This window comes from Mycolicibacterium neoaurum (assembly GCF_036946495.1).
Lineage (GTDB): Bacteria > Actinomycetota > Actinomycetes > Mycobacteriales > Mycobacteriaceae > Mycobacterium > Mycobacterium neoaurum_B.
In genome coordinates, this window is record NZ_JAQIIX010000002.1 from 1,748,066 (window position 1) to 1,764,316 (window position 16,251).

At 66.1% G+C, this 16,251-nt stretch carries 15 protein-coding genes; 7 read left to right on the top strand and 8 right to left on the bottom strand.

Annotated features, from left to right (window positions below):
• Nucleotides 1-132 precede the first annotated feature (132 nt).
• The 8 genes from dnaB to PGN27_RS13760 form a co-directional block, all read right to left on the bottom strand.
• The gene (dnaB, locus tag PGN27_RS13725) at nucleotides 133-1,524 is read right to left on the bottom strand and encodes a replicative DNA helicase (protein WP_036462660.1); all 1,392 of its coding nucleotides are present in this window, start codon (nucleotides 1,522-1,524) and stop codon (nucleotides 133-135) included.
• Between the two features lie 463 nt (nucleotides 1,525-1,987).
• Nucleotides 1,988-2,443, bottom strand: a complete 456-nt coding sequence (gene rplI, locus PGN27_RS13730; RefSeq protein WP_335326605.1) for a 50S ribosomal protein L9 — start codon at nucleotides 2,441-2,443, stop codon at nucleotides 1,988-1,990.
• A gap of 14 nt (nucleotides 2,444-2,457) precedes the next feature.
• The gene (rpsR, locus tag PGN27_RS13735) at nucleotides 2,458-2,721 is read right to left on the bottom strand and encodes a 30S ribosomal protein S18 (RefSeq protein WP_019512180.1); all 264 of its coding nucleotides are present in this window, start codon (nucleotides 2,719-2,721) and stop codon (nucleotides 2,458-2,460) included.
• Between the two features lie 35 nt (nucleotides 2,722-2,756).
• Nucleotides 2,757-3,272 carry a single-stranded DNA-binding protein gene (locus PGN27_RS13740; RefSeq protein ID WP_213448566.1) on the bottom strand — a complete coding sequence of 172 codons (516 nt, stop codon included), beginning with the start codon at nucleotides 3,270-3,272 and terminating at the stop codon, nucleotides 2,757-2,759.
• A gap of 100 nt (nucleotides 3,273-3,372) precedes the next feature.
• Complete coding sequence (gene rpsF, locus PGN27_RS13745; protein WP_018603055.1) at nucleotides 3,373-3,663, bottom strand: 30S ribosomal protein S6; 291 nt, start codon at nucleotides 3,661-3,663, stop codon at nucleotides 3,373-3,375.
• 221 nt (nucleotides 3,664-3,884) lie between these two features.
• The gene (locus tag PGN27_RS13750) at nucleotides 3,885-5,543 is read right to left on the bottom strand and encodes a glycosyltransferase family 87 protein (RefSeq protein WP_335328731.1); all 1,659 of its coding nucleotides are present in this window, start codon (nucleotides 5,541-5,543) and stop codon (nucleotides 3,885-3,887) included.
• 11 nt (nucleotides 5,544-5,554) lie between these two features.
• A complete protein-coding gene (locus PGN27_RS13755; protein ID WP_418888599.1) occupies nucleotides 5,555-8,068 on the bottom strand; it encodes a transglycosylase domain-containing protein in 2,514 nt (837 codons plus the stop codon).
• Nucleotides 8,061-8,495: a DUF5318 family protein gene (locus PGN27_RS13760; RefSeq protein ID WP_030132941.1), complete on the bottom strand. Its 435-nt coding sequence runs from the start codon at nucleotides 8,493-8,495 to the stop codon at nucleotides 8,061-8,063. The genes PGN27_RS13755 and PGN27_RS13760 overlap by 8 nt, the downstream gene beginning before the upstream one ends.
• Before the next feature lie 81 nt (nucleotides 8,496-8,576).
• On the opposite strand from PGN27_RS13760, the gene PGN27_RS13765 reads away from it, so the two are divergent.
• From PGN27_RS13765 to PGN27_RS13795, 7 genes are all read left to right on the top strand, one after another.
• Nucleotides 8,577-9,464, top strand: a complete 888-nt coding sequence (locus PGN27_RS13765; RefSeq protein WP_335326608.1) for a DUF1707 domain-containing protein — start codon at nucleotides 8,577-8,579, stop codon at nucleotides 9,462-9,464.
• Between the two features lie 16 nt (nucleotides 9,465-9,480).
• On the top strand, nucleotides 9,481-10,350 hold the full coding sequence (locus PGN27_RS13770; RefSeq protein ID WP_335326609.1) for a DUF1707 SHOCT-like domain-containing protein: 870 nt from the start codon (nucleotides 9,481-9,483) through the stop codon (nucleotides 10,348-10,350).
• 169 nt (nucleotides 10,351-10,519) lie between these two features.
• Entirely contained in the window at nucleotides 10,520-11,068 is a 549-nt protein-coding gene (locus PGN27_RS13775) for a PadR family transcriptional regulator (protein WP_019512173.1), read from the top strand.
• A gap of 36 nt (nucleotides 11,069-11,104) precedes the next feature.
• The gene (locus tag PGN27_RS13780; RefSeq protein WP_335326610.1) at nucleotides 11,105-12,202 is read left to right on the top strand and encodes an inositol-3-phosphate synthase; all 1,098 of its coding nucleotides are present in this window, start codon (nucleotides 11,105-11,107) and stop codon (nucleotides 12,200-12,202) included.
• Between the two features lie 96 nt (nucleotides 12,203-12,298).
• Nucleotides 12,299-13,222 carry an Rv0045c family esterase gene (locus PGN27_RS13785; RefSeq protein WP_335326611.1) on the top strand — a complete coding sequence of 308 codons (924 nt, stop codon included), beginning with the start codon at nucleotides 12,299-12,301 and terminating at the stop codon, nucleotides 13,220-13,222.
• Between the two features lie 123 nt (nucleotides 13,223-13,345).
• The gene (locus PGN27_RS13790) at nucleotides 13,346-15,409 is read left to right on the top strand and encodes a PhoX family protein (protein ID WP_335326612.1); all 2,064 of its coding nucleotides are present in this window, start codon (nucleotides 13,346-13,348) and stop codon (nucleotides 15,407-15,409) included.
• A 29-nt stretch (nucleotides 15,410-15,438) separates the two neighbouring features.
• Nucleotides 15,439-16,242, top strand: a complete 804-nt coding sequence (locus PGN27_RS13795) for an LLM class F420-dependent oxidoreductase (RefSeq protein WP_335326613.1) — start codon at nucleotides 15,439-15,441, stop codon at nucleotides 16,240-16,242.
• Nucleotides 16,243-16,251: the final 9 nt, after the last annotated feature.

A 16,251-nucleotide genomic window follows, 5' to 3' on the forward strand; every position in this document is an offset into this window, starting at 1 on the left:
TGATCGTGGCGGTCATCATCGACCACAGGGGTCTTTGGTGAAGGCAGGGCACCAGCTCTGGCGACTCCATATGTTGTTGTCAACGGCGGCAGGTGATGGCTGCGTGAATCAGGTCGCGGCATGGCGATATGCTCATCGCGCCATATTCGTGAACCGCGACAGGTGAAGTTGGTGCGCCACAGTGATATTCGCGGTCGGGCCGTTACGGTGCTTGCCGAGGATGATGTCGGCCTCGCCGCCACGGGGGTCTTCGCGGTCGAAGGCGTCGGGACGGTGCAACAGCATGACCATGTCGGCGTCCTGCTCCAGCGAGCCGGACTCACGCAGATCAGACACCTGCGGGCGCTTATCGGTGCGCTGCTCGGGACCACGGTTGAGCTGACTGATCGCGACCACCGGCACGTGCAGTTCCTTGGCCATCAGCTTGAGGCTTCGGGAGAAGTCCGAAACCTCTTGCTGGCGTGAGTCGTACTTCTTTCCGGAGCTCATCAGCTGTAGGTAGTCCACGACGATCAGCTGCAGGTCGGCCTTCTTCTTCAGCCGGCGAGCCTTGGCGCGGATCTCCATCATGGTCAGGTTCGGCGAGTCGTCGATGTAGAGCGGCGCTTCGCTGATTTCGCTCATGCGCCGCGCCAACCGCGTCCAGTCGTCATCGTTCATCCGGCCCGATCGCATATCACCGAGCTTGATGTTGGCTTCGGCCGACAGCAGGCGCATGACGATCTCGGACTTGCTCATTTCCAGCGAGAAGATGACGCTGGCGAGCTGGTGCTTGATCGAGCAGGACCGCATAAAATCCAGACCAAGGGTCGATTTGCCCACGCCAGGCCTCGCCGCGATGATGATCATCTGCCCGCCGTGCAGCCCGTTGGTGATCTCGTCCAGATCGATGAAGCCGGTGGGCACACCGCGCGACATACCGCCCGAGGACGCGATCGCGTCGATCTCGTCCATCGTCGGCTGCAGCAGATCCTCCAGCGCCACGAAATCCTCGGACTGGTTCCGGTTCTCGGTGACGTCGTAGATCTCGGCCTGGGCCCGGTCCACCACATCGGCCACATCGGCACCGTCGGCGCCGGCGTAGCCGTACTGGACCACCCGGGTGCCAGCCTCCACCAGACGCCGCAGGAGCGCCTTCTCGGCGACGATGGTGGCGTAGAAGCCGGCGTTGGCGGCGGTCGGCACCGTCGAGATCAGGGTATGCAGATACGGGGCTCCGCCGATGCGGCGCAGCTGTCCGCGCCGGTCCAGCTCCGCGGCGACGGTCACCGCGTCGGCGGGCTCGCCGCGGTCGTAGAGATCGAGGATGACGTCGGCGATGTCCTGGTGTGCGGGACGGTAGAAGTCCGCGGACTTCATCTTCTCCAGGACGTCGGCAATGGCGTCCTTGGACAGCAGCATGCCGCCGAGTACGGCCTGCTCGGCGGCCATGTCCTGCGGCGGCTGGCGGCCGAAGTCCTCACGGGGTGGCTCGTCAAGATCAGAGTGTCCACCGGAATGACTGAAGTCGTCTACGACCGCCACGAAGCGCCCACACCTCCACTAGCAGATCTATCGCAAATGTGTTCGATCAATACGCTACAGCGGCCCCCCGACAACACGCCGACGAGCCTGCGACGGTCAACTTATGGCTTTGCTCGGGCCGGTGCAATTCGGCCCTGTTGATAGCCTTGTGGATGGCGTGTGCACAGCTCAGGTCAACGGTGTTGACGGTCTGGGGAGAACCTGTGGACAAACCGCTGCGACCTGGACAAAATTCCAGTTGAAGGCCGGTTTCCAGATGTTCACAGCTGTGGACATCAACTCCTCCGGCGTGTCTCGCCGGGTTGCCCGCTCGGGCGTGTTGGATAACGTCTCGAAGCCGGCGAGGTTAACAGCAAACGAGGTTGCTGTGTTCAAAATCTCGGAAATTTGTTCGCTGGCCACGCACGACGATGCCCGGGTGGGAAGCGGGAGCTTCCCACCCGGGCATCGGGTGACTGCTGAGCTATCCGGCGGTGACGTCGAGCTGGACCGCGGCGGTGACGCCGGGGTGCAGCTTCACACCGATCTGGTGGGTGCCGGTGGCCTTGATGTGGGCCTTGGGCAGCTCGACGGTGCGCTTGTCCAGGTTCGGACCGCCGGCCTTCTTGATCGCGGCGACGACCGAAGCCGGGGTGACCGAGCCGAACAGCTTGCCGGTGTCGGCGGAGGCCTTCACGGGCAGGGTGACGGTACCCAGTCCCTCGAGCGCGGTCTTCAGTTCGTTGGCGTGCTCGACGCCGCGAATTTCCTTGATCTCGCGGGCGCGACGGATTTCCTCCGCCTGACGCTCGGCACCGCGGCTGGCAACGATGGCCAAACCGCGCGGCAGCAGGTAGTTGCGGCCGTAGCCGTCCTTGACCTCGACGGCGTCGCCGGCGATTCCGAGGTGCTCGACCTCAGCGGTGAGAATGAGCTTCATGGTGTGTCTCTCCCCTACCGCGTCGACGAACCGAACGGCAGCAGAGCCACCTCGCGGGCATTCTTGACGGCAACAGCGACGTCGCGCTGGTGCTGCACGCAGTTGCCGGTCACCCGGCGGGCACGGATCTTGCCGCGCTCGCTGATGTAGGTGCGCAGCAGCGCGGTGTCCTTATAATCGATGTTCTGGTTCTTGCCCTTCTTGGAGCAGAACACGCACTTGCGGGTCTTGACCGGCTTCTCGGGTGCCGGCCGCCGCTTGTTGCTGGACTTGGCCATGAATCTATCTCTTTCTCAAATGATGTAAATCGTTGTCAGAAGGGCGGTTCGTCGTCGGCGCCGCTGTAGGAACCGGCCGCGGGCGCACTGCCCCACGGGTCGTCCTTGGGCTGCTGATCTGAACCGCCGCCGCGTGGCGCACCACCGCTGTTTCCGCCGCCGAATCCACCGCCGCCGCCACCACCGCGGCTGGCCTTGTTGACCTTGGCCGTGGCGTAGCGCAGCGAGGGACCGATCTCGTCGACCTCGAGCTCGACGACGGTGCGCTTCTCACCCTCACGGGTTTCGAAGGACCGCTGCTTGAGCCGACCCGACACGATGACCCGCGATCCGCGGGTGAGGCTCTCGGCAACGTTCTCGGCCGCCTCGCGCCAGATGTTGCAGCGAAGGAACAGCGCTTCGCCGTCCTTCCACTCATTGGTCTGGCGGTCGAACGTCCGCGGCGTGGAAGCCACGGTGAAGTTCGCGACGGCGGCACCGGACGGCGTGAAACGCAGTTCCGGATCGGCAGTCAGGTTTCCGATAACAGTGATGACAGTGTCACCAGCCACGAGGTCCTCCTGGGCGTCTAGTCAAAGCGGAGTATGTGTACGAGAGCAGTCGCAGGCGAGCCTACGGAACTGCACCGACGTGCACACGGTGTCGCACGGACTAGTGCTTGTCGGTCCGCATCACCTTGGTGCGCAGCACGGACTCGTTCAGGTTGAGCTGGCGGTCCAGCTCAGAAACGGTCGCGGGCTCGGCCTTGACATCGACCACCGCATAAATGCCCTCGGCATGCTTGGCGATCTCGTAGGCCAGCCGGCGGCGGCCCCAGATATCAACCTTGTCGACGCTGCCGCCGTCCTTGCGGATGACGTTCAGGAACGTCTCCAGCGAGGGAGCTACGGTGCGCTCGTCGAGAGTGGGGTCGAGGATGACCATGATTTCGTATGGACGCATAAGGAACCCATCACCTCCTATGGTCGTTGCGGCCACGGCGTGTCCGTGGCAGGAGGGTCGCCTGCGTCGGCAACCGCTCCAAGGTACAGGAACGGGCCGTGATCTGCGAAATCGTGTCGGGCACGCATCGACGGTGCATTCAGGACGGAGAATCGACGGCAATGTCGGTCTCTGCGCACTGTCGGCGTCTGCGGAGGTTGACTCTGCGCTGAGGGCGGGAGCTACTCGACCTTTGTCGCCGTGGGCGCAGAGACAACGGGCGCCGTGGGCGCAGAGACAACCGCGGGTCGCAGCCACGACGGCAGCCAGCGCGGCGGATCGTCGGGCGCCCGGTCGAACACGCCGCCGGATGGATCGTCGACACCGTGACGACGCACGAGATCGGATTCCGGGCGGCGGATCTGACGCACCACCAGAACCACCAGTGCCACCACCGCGATATCGCGCAGCAGCACCGTGGTGGTGAACCACTGCTCGGGCAGGCCGCGGTTCTGCTCGCCGTAGAGATAGAGCATCCGCGGCACCCAGACCAGCGCGTCGATGGTCATCCATGCCAACAGGATTCGTCGATGCGGCAGGGCCAATACCGCCAGCGGCACCAGCCATAGCGAGAACTGCGGACTCCAGACCTTGTTGGTCAACAGGAAGGCCGCCACCACCAGGAAGGCCAGCTGGGCGAACCGTGGGCGGCGGGCCGCGGTGAGCGCCAGGTAGGCAATGGCGGCGCAGCACAACAGGAACAGCACTGCCGAGACGGTGTTGGTGACCGTCGGGGGCTCCCAGAACCCGAGGCCCGGGTCGAAGCCCTGCCAGCCGGTGAACGACTTCACCACGTTGTAGATGGAGTCCATATCGTCGCCGCGGCGCGAGTTGAGCCGGAAGAACTCCGACCATCCTCGCGGAAAGAGCAGCAGCACAGGCAGATTGACCAGAGCCCAGGTCAGCGCCGCGGCGCCTGCGGTCTTGGCGAACTCGCGCATCCGCCCGGTCCGCAGGCACAGCACCAGCAGCGGGCCGAGCAGCAGCGCCGGATAGAGCTTCAGCGCCACACCCACGCCGATCAGGACACCGGCCAACACCGGTTTTCGCCGCGCCCACGCCAGCATCGCGGCCGTCGCACACGCCACCGCGAGCGCATCGAAGTTGGTGAAGATCTGGAAGATCAACAGCGGAGAGCCGGCCACCAACGCGGCATCCCAGATACGGCGACCGGCCAACATCGCGGTCGCCCACACCGTCACCAACCAGGCCAGTGCCAGCCCGAAGGCCGAGATGTTGAAGAACATCACCACTTCGGCGACCAGTGGCACCGAGACCACCGTCGTCAACGCCGAATAGGTCTTGGCCAGTGTCATCGACAGGTACTGATAGATCCCGGTGAGCACCGGATACTCCATGTACCGGACGGGCTCGCTGCCGTCGTAGACGACGTGCGGCTTCCCGTCGCCGTCCTTCTCTATCCAGCTCGACTTGTAGGGGAACTTGCCCTGGTTCAACAGCTCTGCCGTGTAGAGCGGGACCGTGTCGGAATAGCACAGCTCGTAGTAGGCGCGCTGGTTCTCCCAGTTCGCGACGCGCTGCGCGGCGGTCCCGGTGTCGGTGGACTGCAGGCAGGCGGCCTTCGTCGAATAGCCCAGTGCCAGGAACACCAGCGCGATCAGCAGCATCACGCGCAACGGGGTCAGGAATCGTGTCCGCCCGATCAGCGCGTGCCTACCGACGGGACCGCCGACGGTCCCGGCCAGCGCACCGACGAGCACGTCATTGCGGCTGGGCAGATCGCGTGTGTCGGCGCTGCGCAGGTCTCGTGCCAGCGGTGCTGGCGATACGGTCCCTGCCAGCGGTGCCTTCGAGACCGTCCCCTCCGGGTCGGACGTCACGTCGTCGGCCGTCACGGGGGCGGTGCGCCCGGCGGTCCCGGTGGCAGCGGCTGACCGGGCGGCGGCGCGGGAGCGTTGGGATCACCGGGCGGCGGCGGGCCGATCGGCACGGTGGTCGGCGGTCCCCACGGGATCGTCAGGCCGGGCGCGATCTCCAGCGTCGGCTGAATCACCGTCTCCGACGGCAGCGGCGGGACCGGGGTGTCCGGGGGCGGCGGCGGGGCCGGCGCTGCCACGGGCGGTCCGGCATATCCGCCGATCTCGGTCGGCTTCGGGAAGGTCTCGTTGTCGGTGCCCTCGAGCGCACCGTCCATGGTCGCCTTCCAGATGTCGGACGGCAGACCCGATCCGTAGACCGGCCCGCCCCACTGGTTCACCAGCGGTTTGTCCCCGCCGGTGGTGCCGACCCAGACCGCGGTGGACAGCGACGGGGTGTAACCGACCATCCAGGCATCCCGGTTGGCACCGGTGTCACCGAGCTGGTTGGTCCCGGTCTTGGCCGCCGACGCGCGGCCACCGGCGAGGTTGTGGCCGTTGGAGTAGGCGGCAATCGGCTGCATGGCGGCGGTGACGTTGTCGGCCACGTCGGCCGGGATGCGCTGCTCACCGTCGTCGCCCTGCTGGGACGCATCGAAGAGCACGTTGCCCGAGGAGTCCTCGACCTTCTGCACGAAGTGCGGCCGGTGATACACGCCGGACGCGGCCAGTGTCGCGTACGCCGAGGCCATGTCGATGACGCGGCTCTGGTACTGCCCCAGGACGATACCGTTGTTGGGCGGTCCACCCTGGCCGTCCTCGCTCAGGGTGTGGTCGACACCGGGGAAGCTCTCGGCGATACCGGCCTGGTGGGCGGCATCGGCCACGTCCTGCGGACCGTTCTGCAGCTTGAGCATCAGGCGGTAGTAGCTGGTGTTCAGTGACCGCTTGAGCGCCTCGGCGATATTGCAGTTGCCGCAACCGCCGCCCTCGACATTGGTGATCTTGATGCCGTTGAGCTCCAGCGGTGAGCTGTCGATGTTGTAGCCCAAGCCGATGCCCTGTTCCAGCGCCGCGACCAAGGCGAACACCTTGAACGACGAGCCTGTCGGCAGGCCGGCCTGGGCGAAGTCGAATCCATTGGCGTCCGAACCGCCGTAATAGGCCTTCACCCCGCCGGTCTTCGGGTCGATGGACACCACGGCCGACCGCATGTCCGGGTCCTGGCCCTCCAGCGTTTCGGTGACCGCCTCCTCGGCGGCCTTCTGCGCCTTCGGGTCGATCGTGGTGGTGATCTTCAGACCCTCGGTGTTCAGCGTCTGCTCGTTGATATCGAACAGGTCGAGCAGTTCCTTGGTGACCTGGCGCTCGATCAGCCCGTTGGGCCCGGTGGTCTGGTTGGCCTGACTGGCGAAGTCCGGCGGCACCGTCGGCGGGAAGACCTGGGCGTTGCGGTCGGTCTGGGACAGCGCGCCGATCTCGACCATGCCGTCGAGCACCCAGTTCCAGCGGGCTGCGGCGCCCTCGGGATCCACGGCCGGATCCAGCGTCGACGGCCGCTGGATGAGCGCCGCGAGCAGCGCACCCTCGGCCACGTTGAGCTGTTCGACGGGCTTGCCGAAGTAGGCCTGGGCGGCCGCCGAGACCCCGTAGGCGCCACGGCCGAAATAGATGATGTTGAGATAGGACTCGAGCACCTGGTCTTTGGACCACTCACCCGCCATCTTCGTGGAGATGACGAGCTCCTTGGCCTTGCGCACCAGCCCACCGACACCCGAGCGTTCGTCGCCGACGAGCGCGTTCTTGACGTACTGCTGAGTGATCGTCGAACCGCCCTGCAGACCGCCGCCCCCACCGAACAGGTTGTTCAGAAATGCGCGCGCAAAACCGGTGAACGAGAAGCCCGGGTTGGAGTAGAAGTCGCGATCCTCGGCAGCCATCACCGCGTCACGCACGTGGACCGGGATCTGGTCGATCTTCACGTCCACCCGGTTGCCTTCCGGCGGAACGATCTTGGCGATCTCGCTGCCGTCGCTGGCCAGGATGGTCGACACCTGCGCCGTGCGGATATCGCCGGGCTTGGGCACCTCGACGATCATGTAGGCCATCCCGAAGGTCACCGCGGGCAGGACCAGGAAAACCACCAGCGCGACATAGACCGCCCGGCGCACCCATTTCCACTGGAAGCGGCGCGCACCGGGACGTCGGTGTCCGGACGGACCTGACGGGCCAGCCGGCCCGCCGGGGCCCCCCGGGCCGCCGGGACCCACCGGAGGCGGCGGCTTACGCGGCGGGGCACCGTCGAGTGCAGCCTTGACGACATCGATCGGATCCCGCAGGTGCGGTGCCACGTCAGGGCGCACCGGGGGGATCAGCGCGGTTTTGCGGTCATCGGGGACGCCGCTGCCTGCGCGCGGGCGGGCGTGCTGGGGCTCGGGTGGCTGACGGCGCACGTCGGGCGGAGTCGGATTCGAGGGTCGCCGGGCACCGACGGGCCGCTCAGAATCGGCACCCCCCGTCGGATTGCTGTGACGCCCTTCGCTATTCACTGGCCGTACGCGCGCCGGAGCGCGCCGTCCGAGTGCCCTTCGGCCGCTGCGTCCCGTCCTTGGGCCGCGGCGAACCGAGCACGTATGACTTCACCAGATGATTCCAACTGCAAGTGCGGCAAACCTCCACCACGTGAACCGCGAACTCGTCGTAGCGTGTCGCGAGCAGGACCAATTCCTCGGCGGTGCGCGCCGAACCCGATACCGCACCAAGGTGCTCACCGAACACCCATGAGACCAGCGTCAGCTGTTCCTTCCGGCAGATCGGGCACGTCACCGAGCTTTGCTTGCCGTGGTATTTGGCGGCCCGCAGAAGATAGGGGTTGGCGTCGCACACCTCGGTGACACCGGTACGCCCGGAGTACACCTCGGCCAGCAGGGATCGACGCCGAAGGGCGTAATCCACCACCTGTCGCTGCAATCGCACGATCACCAGAGTACGTCGGCCCCCCAGCTACCGAGGCGTGACGGCAGCGCAACGGCGCCCGAACTTCTACGATCTTCTGTCGTGGCGGCACGATTCACAGGGCGAACACGCGCCAAGGACACCGACCGCGATGCCACCTGCGCGCTGCTCGACGCAGCGCACAGCGAAGGCCAGCTCTCCATGGTCGAGCACCAGGAGCGCATCACCGCGGCCATGGCTGCCACCACGCTCGGCGAACTGGATGATCTGACCGCCGATCTGCAACACAACGCCGGACCCCGCGCCGAACAGGAACGCGAGCGACCACGCCGGACCAGGAACCTCGTCATCGCCGGAGCTGCCGCCGTCATCGGGCTGGGGGTGGTGGGCGCGCTGGTGTTCTCCGGTTCCGGTGACGACGCCCCGCCCGAGGACCATCCCCTCGCGGCCACCCCCGAGGTGCTGATCCCGCCGCCGGTGACCACCGGCGCCACACCGGTCGTCGACGAACCGCCACCGCTGGTGCTGAACCTGCCGCGGTACATGAACACCGTCGAGGGAATGACCGGACTGCTGGCGGAGATCCGCACCCGATTCGGCAGCACGATGGGCTATGAGCTGGCGTTCAATCCAGGCCGGGCCTACCTGGCGATTCCCGACCCCACCGGCGAGAAGCGGCTGCTCTACACATTTCAGGGCGGCTGGGGCGAACCGTCGAGCAGACCGCGATCCGATGGCGACGACCTGACCGATCTGGCGGCCTTCGACGTTCCCGCGGCGATCGCCGCCTGGAACGCCGCCCCCGCGACGCTGGGCATCGCCCCCACCGATGTGATGGACACCTATCTCGACGTGGACCACGTCAGCGGTCCCGACGGTGGCCCTGGCGCGCTGGAGCTGCTGATCCGGGTGTCGACCGACGGCGGCACCAACGGCTACATCTACCTCGACCCGGCGGGCACCGTGCTCCGTGTCGAAAAGCCCAGCTGAGTTCTACGATCCACTCGTGGCCACTCGACAGACTGCGGGAACCCGGGCCAGGGACTCCGACCGTGACGACACCTGCAAGGTGCTCGACACCGCGATGGCCGAGGGACAGCTGTCCATGGAGGAGCACCGTCAGCGGGTGGCCGCCGCCACCACCGCCGCGACCCTTGGCGAGCTGCAATCGCTGATGAGCGATCTGCAGACCGGCAGTTCACCGGTGAAGTTGCCCGACCTGAAACCCGAGCGGACCGCGCGGGTGATGGGTGCAGGCGCGGGCTGGGGCATCCGCGCCGCTGCCGCCGCCGTGCTGGTGATCTTCGGCATCGCCGTGGGCTGGGGGCTGTACGGGAACACCTCGTCGCCGTTCAGTTTCCAGACCGATCCCGGCGCGAAGTCCGACGGTATCCCCGCGACCGTGCTGACCGCGCCGCGCCAGCTGCAATCGCTCGGCGGGCTGAACGGGCTGTTCGAACAGATGCGTCAGAAGTTCGGCGACACCAAGGGCTACGACCTGACGATCTTCGACGATTACGCGTCGCTGGAACGCCCCGATCCCAACGAACCACGCAGGGTGCTCAGTTACAGCTACCGCGGCGGCTGGGATGACCCGTCCGAGACCAGCACCGGCAGCGACGCCCGGGTCGTGGACCTGGCGGCATTCGACGTGCCGACGTTCGTCGGCCTCATCCGCGGCGCCCCACAGACCCTCGGGATCGACCCGGCCGAGGTGAAATCGCTACATGTCAGCATCGGTCCGAACACCGATATGACCGCGCCGCCGGAGAGCATCGAGATCAGCATCTACGTCACACCGAATTTCGGTAACAGCGGGTACATCGAGTTCAACGGCGATGCCACCGTCAAGCGCATCAACTACCCGAGCACTTAGTCCGCGCGGCACCGGGTGATACACCCGGGCAGTTCACCCGATAGACACCCAGGCGATCCCCGGCGATCGCCTCGTCATCATGTCCCAGTGGCGATGGTTATATCGGCGCGATACACTTCGCCGAGGTGTCGATCCGTCGTAGCGGTCGGCCGTCTGGGGAGGTGATTCGATGCTGGAGCTCGCCGTTCTGGGCCTCCTGCTGGAGTCGCCGATGCACGGGTACGAACTTCGCAAGCGCCTGACAGGTCTGTTGGGCGCGTTCCGGGCGTTCTCCTACGGCTCGCTGTATCCGGCGCTTCGGCGCATGCAGGCCGATGGCCTCATCGTCGAGGACGCGGCACCTGACGGCACCCCGAAGATGCGCCGGGCGCGCCGCGTTTACCAGCTCACCGATGCGGGAAAGAAGCGCTTCACCGAATTGGTCGCCGACACCGGACCGCAGAACTACACCGACGACGGGTTCGGCGTCCACCTGGCGTTCTTCAACCGGACTCCGGCCGAAGCACGCATGCGCATCCTGGAGGGCCGGCGGCGACAGGTCGAAGAACGCCGCGAAGGTCTCCGCGAGGCGATCGCACGAGCCAGCACCTCACTGGACCGCTACACCAAGCAGCTTCACCAGCTCGGCCTGGAGTCCAGTGAACGCGAAGTGAAATGGCTCAACGAGTTGATCGCGGCCGAACGCGTCGCGCAGAGCCCACCCGAACCGCAGCCGTAACCCACACCGGAATTTCAGCAGGAGAAGGAGAACCCCATGTCCGAGACCACCGCGCCCAACGAGGTCAGGGTCGCGATTGTCGGAGTCGGCAACTGCGCATCCTCGCTGGTCCAGGGTGTGCAGTACTACCGCGACGCCGATGAGAACGCTTCCGTACCGGGCCTGATGCACGTCAAGTTCGGCCCGTACCACGTGCGCGACGTGAAGTTCGTCGCCGCATTCGACGTCGATGCCAAGAAGGTGGGCTTCGATCTGTCCGAGGCGATCTCGGCATCGGAGAACAACACCATCAAGATCGCCGACGTCCCGCCGACCGACATCATCGTCCAGCGCGGCCCGACTCTCGACGGCATCGGCAAGTACTACTCCGAGACCATCGAGGTCTCCGATGCCGAGCCCGTCGACGTCGTCAAGGTGCTCAAGGACGCTCAAGTAGACGTCTTGGTCTCCTACCTGCCCGTCGGTTCCGAAGAGGCCGACAAGTTCTACGCCCAGTGCGCCATCGACGCGAAGGTCGCGTTCGTCAACGCGCTTCCGGTGTTCATCGCCTCGGACCCGGTGTGGGCCAAGAAATTCGAAGACGCCGGTGTGCCGATCGTCGGCGACGACATCAAGAGCCAGGTCGGTGCCACCATCACCCACCGCGTGATGGCCAAGCTGTTCGAGGATCGCGGTGTCACGCTGGACCGCACCTACCAGCTCAACGTCGGCGGCAACATGGACTTCAAGAACATGCTCGAGCGTGAGCGTCTGGAGTCCAAGAAGGTCTCCAAGACCCAGGCCGTCACCAGCAATCTCAACGGCTCGCTGGCCGACAAGGTGTATGACAAGAACGTCCACATCGGACCGTCGGACTATGTTGCCTGGCTCGACGACCGCAAGTGGGCCTACGTCCGCCTCGAGGGCCGCGCCTTCGGTGATGTGCCGCTGAACCTGGAGTACAAGCTCGAGGTCTGGGACTCCCCCAACTCCGCGGGCATCATCATCGACGCCGTGCGCGCGGCCAAGATCGCCAAGGATCGTGGCCTCGGTGGCCCGATCATGCCCGCCTCGGCATACCTGATGAAGAGCCCGCCCAAGCAGCTGGCCGACGATATCGCCCGCGCCCAGCTGGAAGCCTTCATCGAAGGCTGACTAGGTTAGATCTACGCTGACTCTGCGTTCAGGGCGTGCGCTTCTCGCGCTTTAGCACCCTGAACGCAGAGTCATTTGCGTTGTAGGGTCCACCTCATGGCCTTCTCCGACGATGACCTCCTGGAGCTCGACGAGTTCGCCCTGCTGCCCGAGAACGCCGAACAGGCCGGGGTCTCCGGCCCGCTGCCCAGTGCCGGCCGGTTGGACCTCGGTGATATCAGCGCCATCAAGTGGGGTCACGAAAGCCCACAGGTGGTCTTCCTGCACGGAGGCGGTCAAAACGCCCACACCTGGGACACCGTCATTCTCGGACTCGGGCTGCCCGCCCTGGCCCTCGACCTGCCCGGTCACGGACGCTCGGCGTGGCGCGCCGACGGTGACTACGGACCGAAGATCAACGCCGAGGTCATCGCGCCGCTGCTGCGCGCCCACGCCCCCGATGCGAGGTTGGTGGTCGGCATGTCGCTGGGCGGATTGACCGCGCTGCGCATCGCGGCCACCGAGCCGGAGTTGGTCAAGGAACTGGTCCTGGTCGACGTCACCCCCTCGGCCCCCGAGCGCCACGAACAGATGTCCAAGGCGCAGCTCGGCGCGGTGGCCCTGGTACAGGGTGAGCGCACCTTCCCGTCGTTTCAGGCGATGCTCGACGTCACCATCGCCGCCGCCCCACACCGCGACCGGACATCCCTGCGCCGCGGCGTCTTTCACAATGCCAAGCGTCTTGAGGACGGCACCTGGACATGGCGTTACGACACGATGCGCCGGCCTGCCGGTGACGACAGTCCCGGACTACCCGCCTCCTTCCAGGGCCTCTGGGACGACGTCGAATCGATCACCATGCCGACGACCCTGGTGCGCGGGGCCAATTCCCATTTCGTCAACGACGAGGACGCCGAGGCGTTCGCCGCCAACGCACCCGGCTTCCGGCAGACCCACATCGTCGCCGACGCCGGGCACTCCGTGCAGGGCGACCAACCGGTCAAGCTGATCGAGATCCTCAACGGTGTGCTTGCGCGGTGAGAGTTGTTGATTTCCGTTAACCTGCTGCTTGCCGATTGCTAGTCCGGCTGCCGTAGCTTTCTGCCCCGAACCGTTCGTCCAGCCCACGAGCGGTCTCTTCGGGTGGAAGGATCCTCGCACGCCATGGCGCTCATACCGCTGAATCTCTTTGTCGCACACGACGGCCGGTCGTCGCGCCAACATGTCACCTGCCGCTACCGCTGCGGCGATGCCTGCTCCAAGCCGGTGCCGAACACCAGCGACAACGAGTACTTCGGCGAAGTGTTGGCCGCGGTGTCCCGCCGGTCGGCGCTCAAGACCGCAGGTATGGCCGTCCTTGCGGTCGGTGCCGGCTCGGCACTGGCAGCCTGTTCGAGCACCGGATCCGACTCCGCCGCGACATCGTCATCGGCCGCACCCGCCGAGCCGCCGACACCGGCCGGGATGAACTTCACCGCGGTGGCCCCCAACAGCGAGGACGCCGTGGTGATCCCCGAAGGTTACCGGCAGTCGGTGGTGATCAGCTGGGGTGATCCGGTACTGCCCGGCGCCCCCGTCTTCGACGTGAACCGGCAGAGCGCGGCCGCGCAGCGCCAACAGTTCGGATTCAACAACGACTTCGCCGGTCTGCTGCCCATCGAGGGAAGTTCCGATCGGTTCCTGCTGGTGACCAACCACGAGTACACCACCGAGCAGTTCATGCACCCCGGCTATGACGCCGACAACCCGACCCGTGAGCAGTTTGAGATCGGCATTGCCGCACATGGTCTTTCGGTGGTCGAGGTGGAGCGCACCGGTGACGGTCTACGGCCTGTACTCGGTCGCTACAACCGCCGGATCACGGCCGACACCCCGTTCACCCTTGTCGGCCCTGCCGCGGGCACCGAACTGCTCAAGACCGCCGCCGACACCAGCGGCCGCGTCGTGCTGGGCACCGTCAACAACTGCTCGGGCGGCGTGACGCCCTGGGGCACGGTGCTGTCCGGTGAGGAGAACTTCAACTCCTACTTCGGCGCGCCCGCCGGTGCACCGGCGCCGACCGGTGTGACCGCCGACCGACTGAAGCGCTACGGCGTCGAATCCGAGCCGACCGAACGCAAATGGGAGAACTTCGACCCGCGCTTCGACATCACCAAGAATCCCAACGAGTTACACCGGTTCGGCTACGTCGTCGAACTCAACCCCTGGGATCCGGCGTCGGCACCCATCAAACACACCGCGCTGGGTCGTTTCAAGCACGAGGCGGCCACCATCCATGTCGCCGACGACGGCACCGTCGTCGCGTACACCGGCGACGACGAACGCTTCGACTACATGTACAAGTTCGTCTCCGCCAAGAAGATCCAGACCGGCAACATGGCGCACAACATGACCATCCTGGACGAGGGCACGCTGTACGTCGCGAAGCTATCCAGCGACATCCCGGCCGAACAGATCGACGGCTCCGGCGCCCTGCCGGACACCGGGAAGTTCGCAGGCACCGGTTCCTGGATTCCGCTGTTGCGGTCCGGACCCGGCGGAGCGGCACAGTCCTTGGTCGACGGTATGTCCGCCGAGGAGGTCGCCGTCTTCACCCGATTCGCCGGGGACAAGGCCGGGGCCACCAAGATGGACCGCCCCGAAGACTTCGAGGCCAACCCCAAGAGCGGCAAGGTCTACGTGGCGCTGACCAACAACAGCAACCGGGGCGCCGACGGTAAGGCCGGGCCGGATGCGGCCAACCCGCGCAATGACAACAAGAACGGCCAGGTGCTGGAGATCACCGACAACCACGCCGGAACCGATTTCACCTGGGAGCTGTTGTTGGTATGCGGTGACCCGGAGGCGGCCGACAGCTACTTCGGCGGCTTCGACAAGACCAAGGTCAGCCCGATCTCTTGCCCGGACAACCTCGCCTTCGACGGCCACGGCAACCTCTGGGTGTCCACCGACGGCAACGCGCTGGACTCCAACGACGGACTGTTCGCGGTGTCCCTGGACGGACCCACCCGCGGATTGACCAAACAGTTCCTCACGGTGCCGCTGGGCGCCGAGACGTGCGGTCCGGTCATCACCGACGACCTGGTCACCGTCTGCGTGCAGCACCCGGGTGAGAACGACGACAACAGCATCGACGACCCGCTGTCGCGGTGGCCCGAGGGCGGCAACGGCACCGCCAAGCCCTCCGTGGTGGCGGTCTGGCGCGACGGCGGCAATATAGGGGTGTGACGCCCCCGGAAGGGGTATTGGTGGACACCATGACCGCAACCGAGCGCCCCGTCCGCATCGCCGTCCAACTCCAGCCCCAGCACTCCCCCAGGTACGGCCACATCCGTGACGCCGTGCGCCGGGCCGAGGAGATGGGCGTCGACATCGCCTTCAACTGGGATCACTTCTTCCCGCTGTACGGCGATCCCGACGGTGCGCATTATGAGTGCTGGACGATGCTCGCCGCCTGGGCTGAGCAGACCTCCCGCATCGAGATCGGCGCGTTGGTCACGTGCAACTCCTATCGCAATCCCGAGCTGCTGGCCGATATGGCGCGCACCGTCGACAACATCTCCGACGGCAGGCTGATCCTGGGCATCGGATCCGGTTGGAAGCAGAAGGATTACGACGAGTACGGCTATGAGTTCGGCACCGCGGGCAGCAGGCTGGACGACCTTGCCGCAGACCTCCCCCGGATCCGGTCCCGGCTGGCCAAGCTGAACCCCGCACCGGTGCGCGAGATCCCGATCCTGATCGGCGGTCAGGGTAAGCGCAAGACGCTGCGTCTGGTCGCCGAGCACGCGCACATCTGGCATGGCTTCACCGATGCCGACACCTACCCCGGTCTGGCCGAGGTTCTGGACTCCCACTGCGCCGACGTGGGCCGTGATCCCGGCGCCATCGAGCGGTCGTCCGGGGTTCCGGAGAAGAGCGTCGAGGCGGCGCTGGCCGGAGCCGAGGCGCTCGTCGGGCTGGGTGTCACCCTGCTGACCATCGGCGTCAACGGACCCGATTACGACCTGGGCCTCGCCGAAGCGCTGGTGCGGTGGCGAGATCAGCGCGCACAGGGCTGATCGGTCCCG

Excerpts from the sequence above, each read along its gene's own strand:
- PGN27_RS13795 (WP_335326613.1), top strand. The coding sequence starts at position 15,439 with ATGACCGCAACCGAGCGCCCCGTCCGCATCGCCGTCCAACTCCAGCCC.
- rplI (WP_335326605.1), bottom strand. The coding sequence starts at position 2,443 with ATGAAGCTCATTCTCACCGCTGAGGTCGAGCACCTCGGAATCGCCGGC.
- PGN27_RS13775 (WP_019512173.1), top strand. The coding sequence starts at position 10,520 with ATGCTGGAGCTCGCCGTTCTGGGCCTCCTGCTGGAGTCGCCGATGCAC.
- rpsF (WP_018603055.1), bottom strand. The coding sequence starts at position 3,663 with ATGCGTCCATACGAAATCATGGTCATCCTCGACCCCACTCTCGACGAG.
- PGN27_RS13780 (WP_335326610.1), top strand. The coding sequence starts at position 11,105 with ATGTCCGAGACCACCGCGCCCAACGAGGTCAGGGTCGCGATTGTCGGA.
- PGN27_RS13785 (WP_335326611.1), top strand. The coding sequence starts at position 12,299 with ATGGCCTTCTCCGACGATGACCTCCTGGAGCTCGACGAGTTCGCCCTG.
- rpsR (WP_019512180.1), bottom strand. The coding sequence starts at position 2,721 with ATGGCCAAGTCCAGCAACAAGCGGCGGCCGGCACCCGAGAAGCCGGTC.
- PGN27_RS13790 (WP_335326612.1), top strand. The coding sequence starts at position 13,346 with ATGGCGCTCATACCGCTGAATCTCTTTGTCGCACACGACGGCCGGTCG.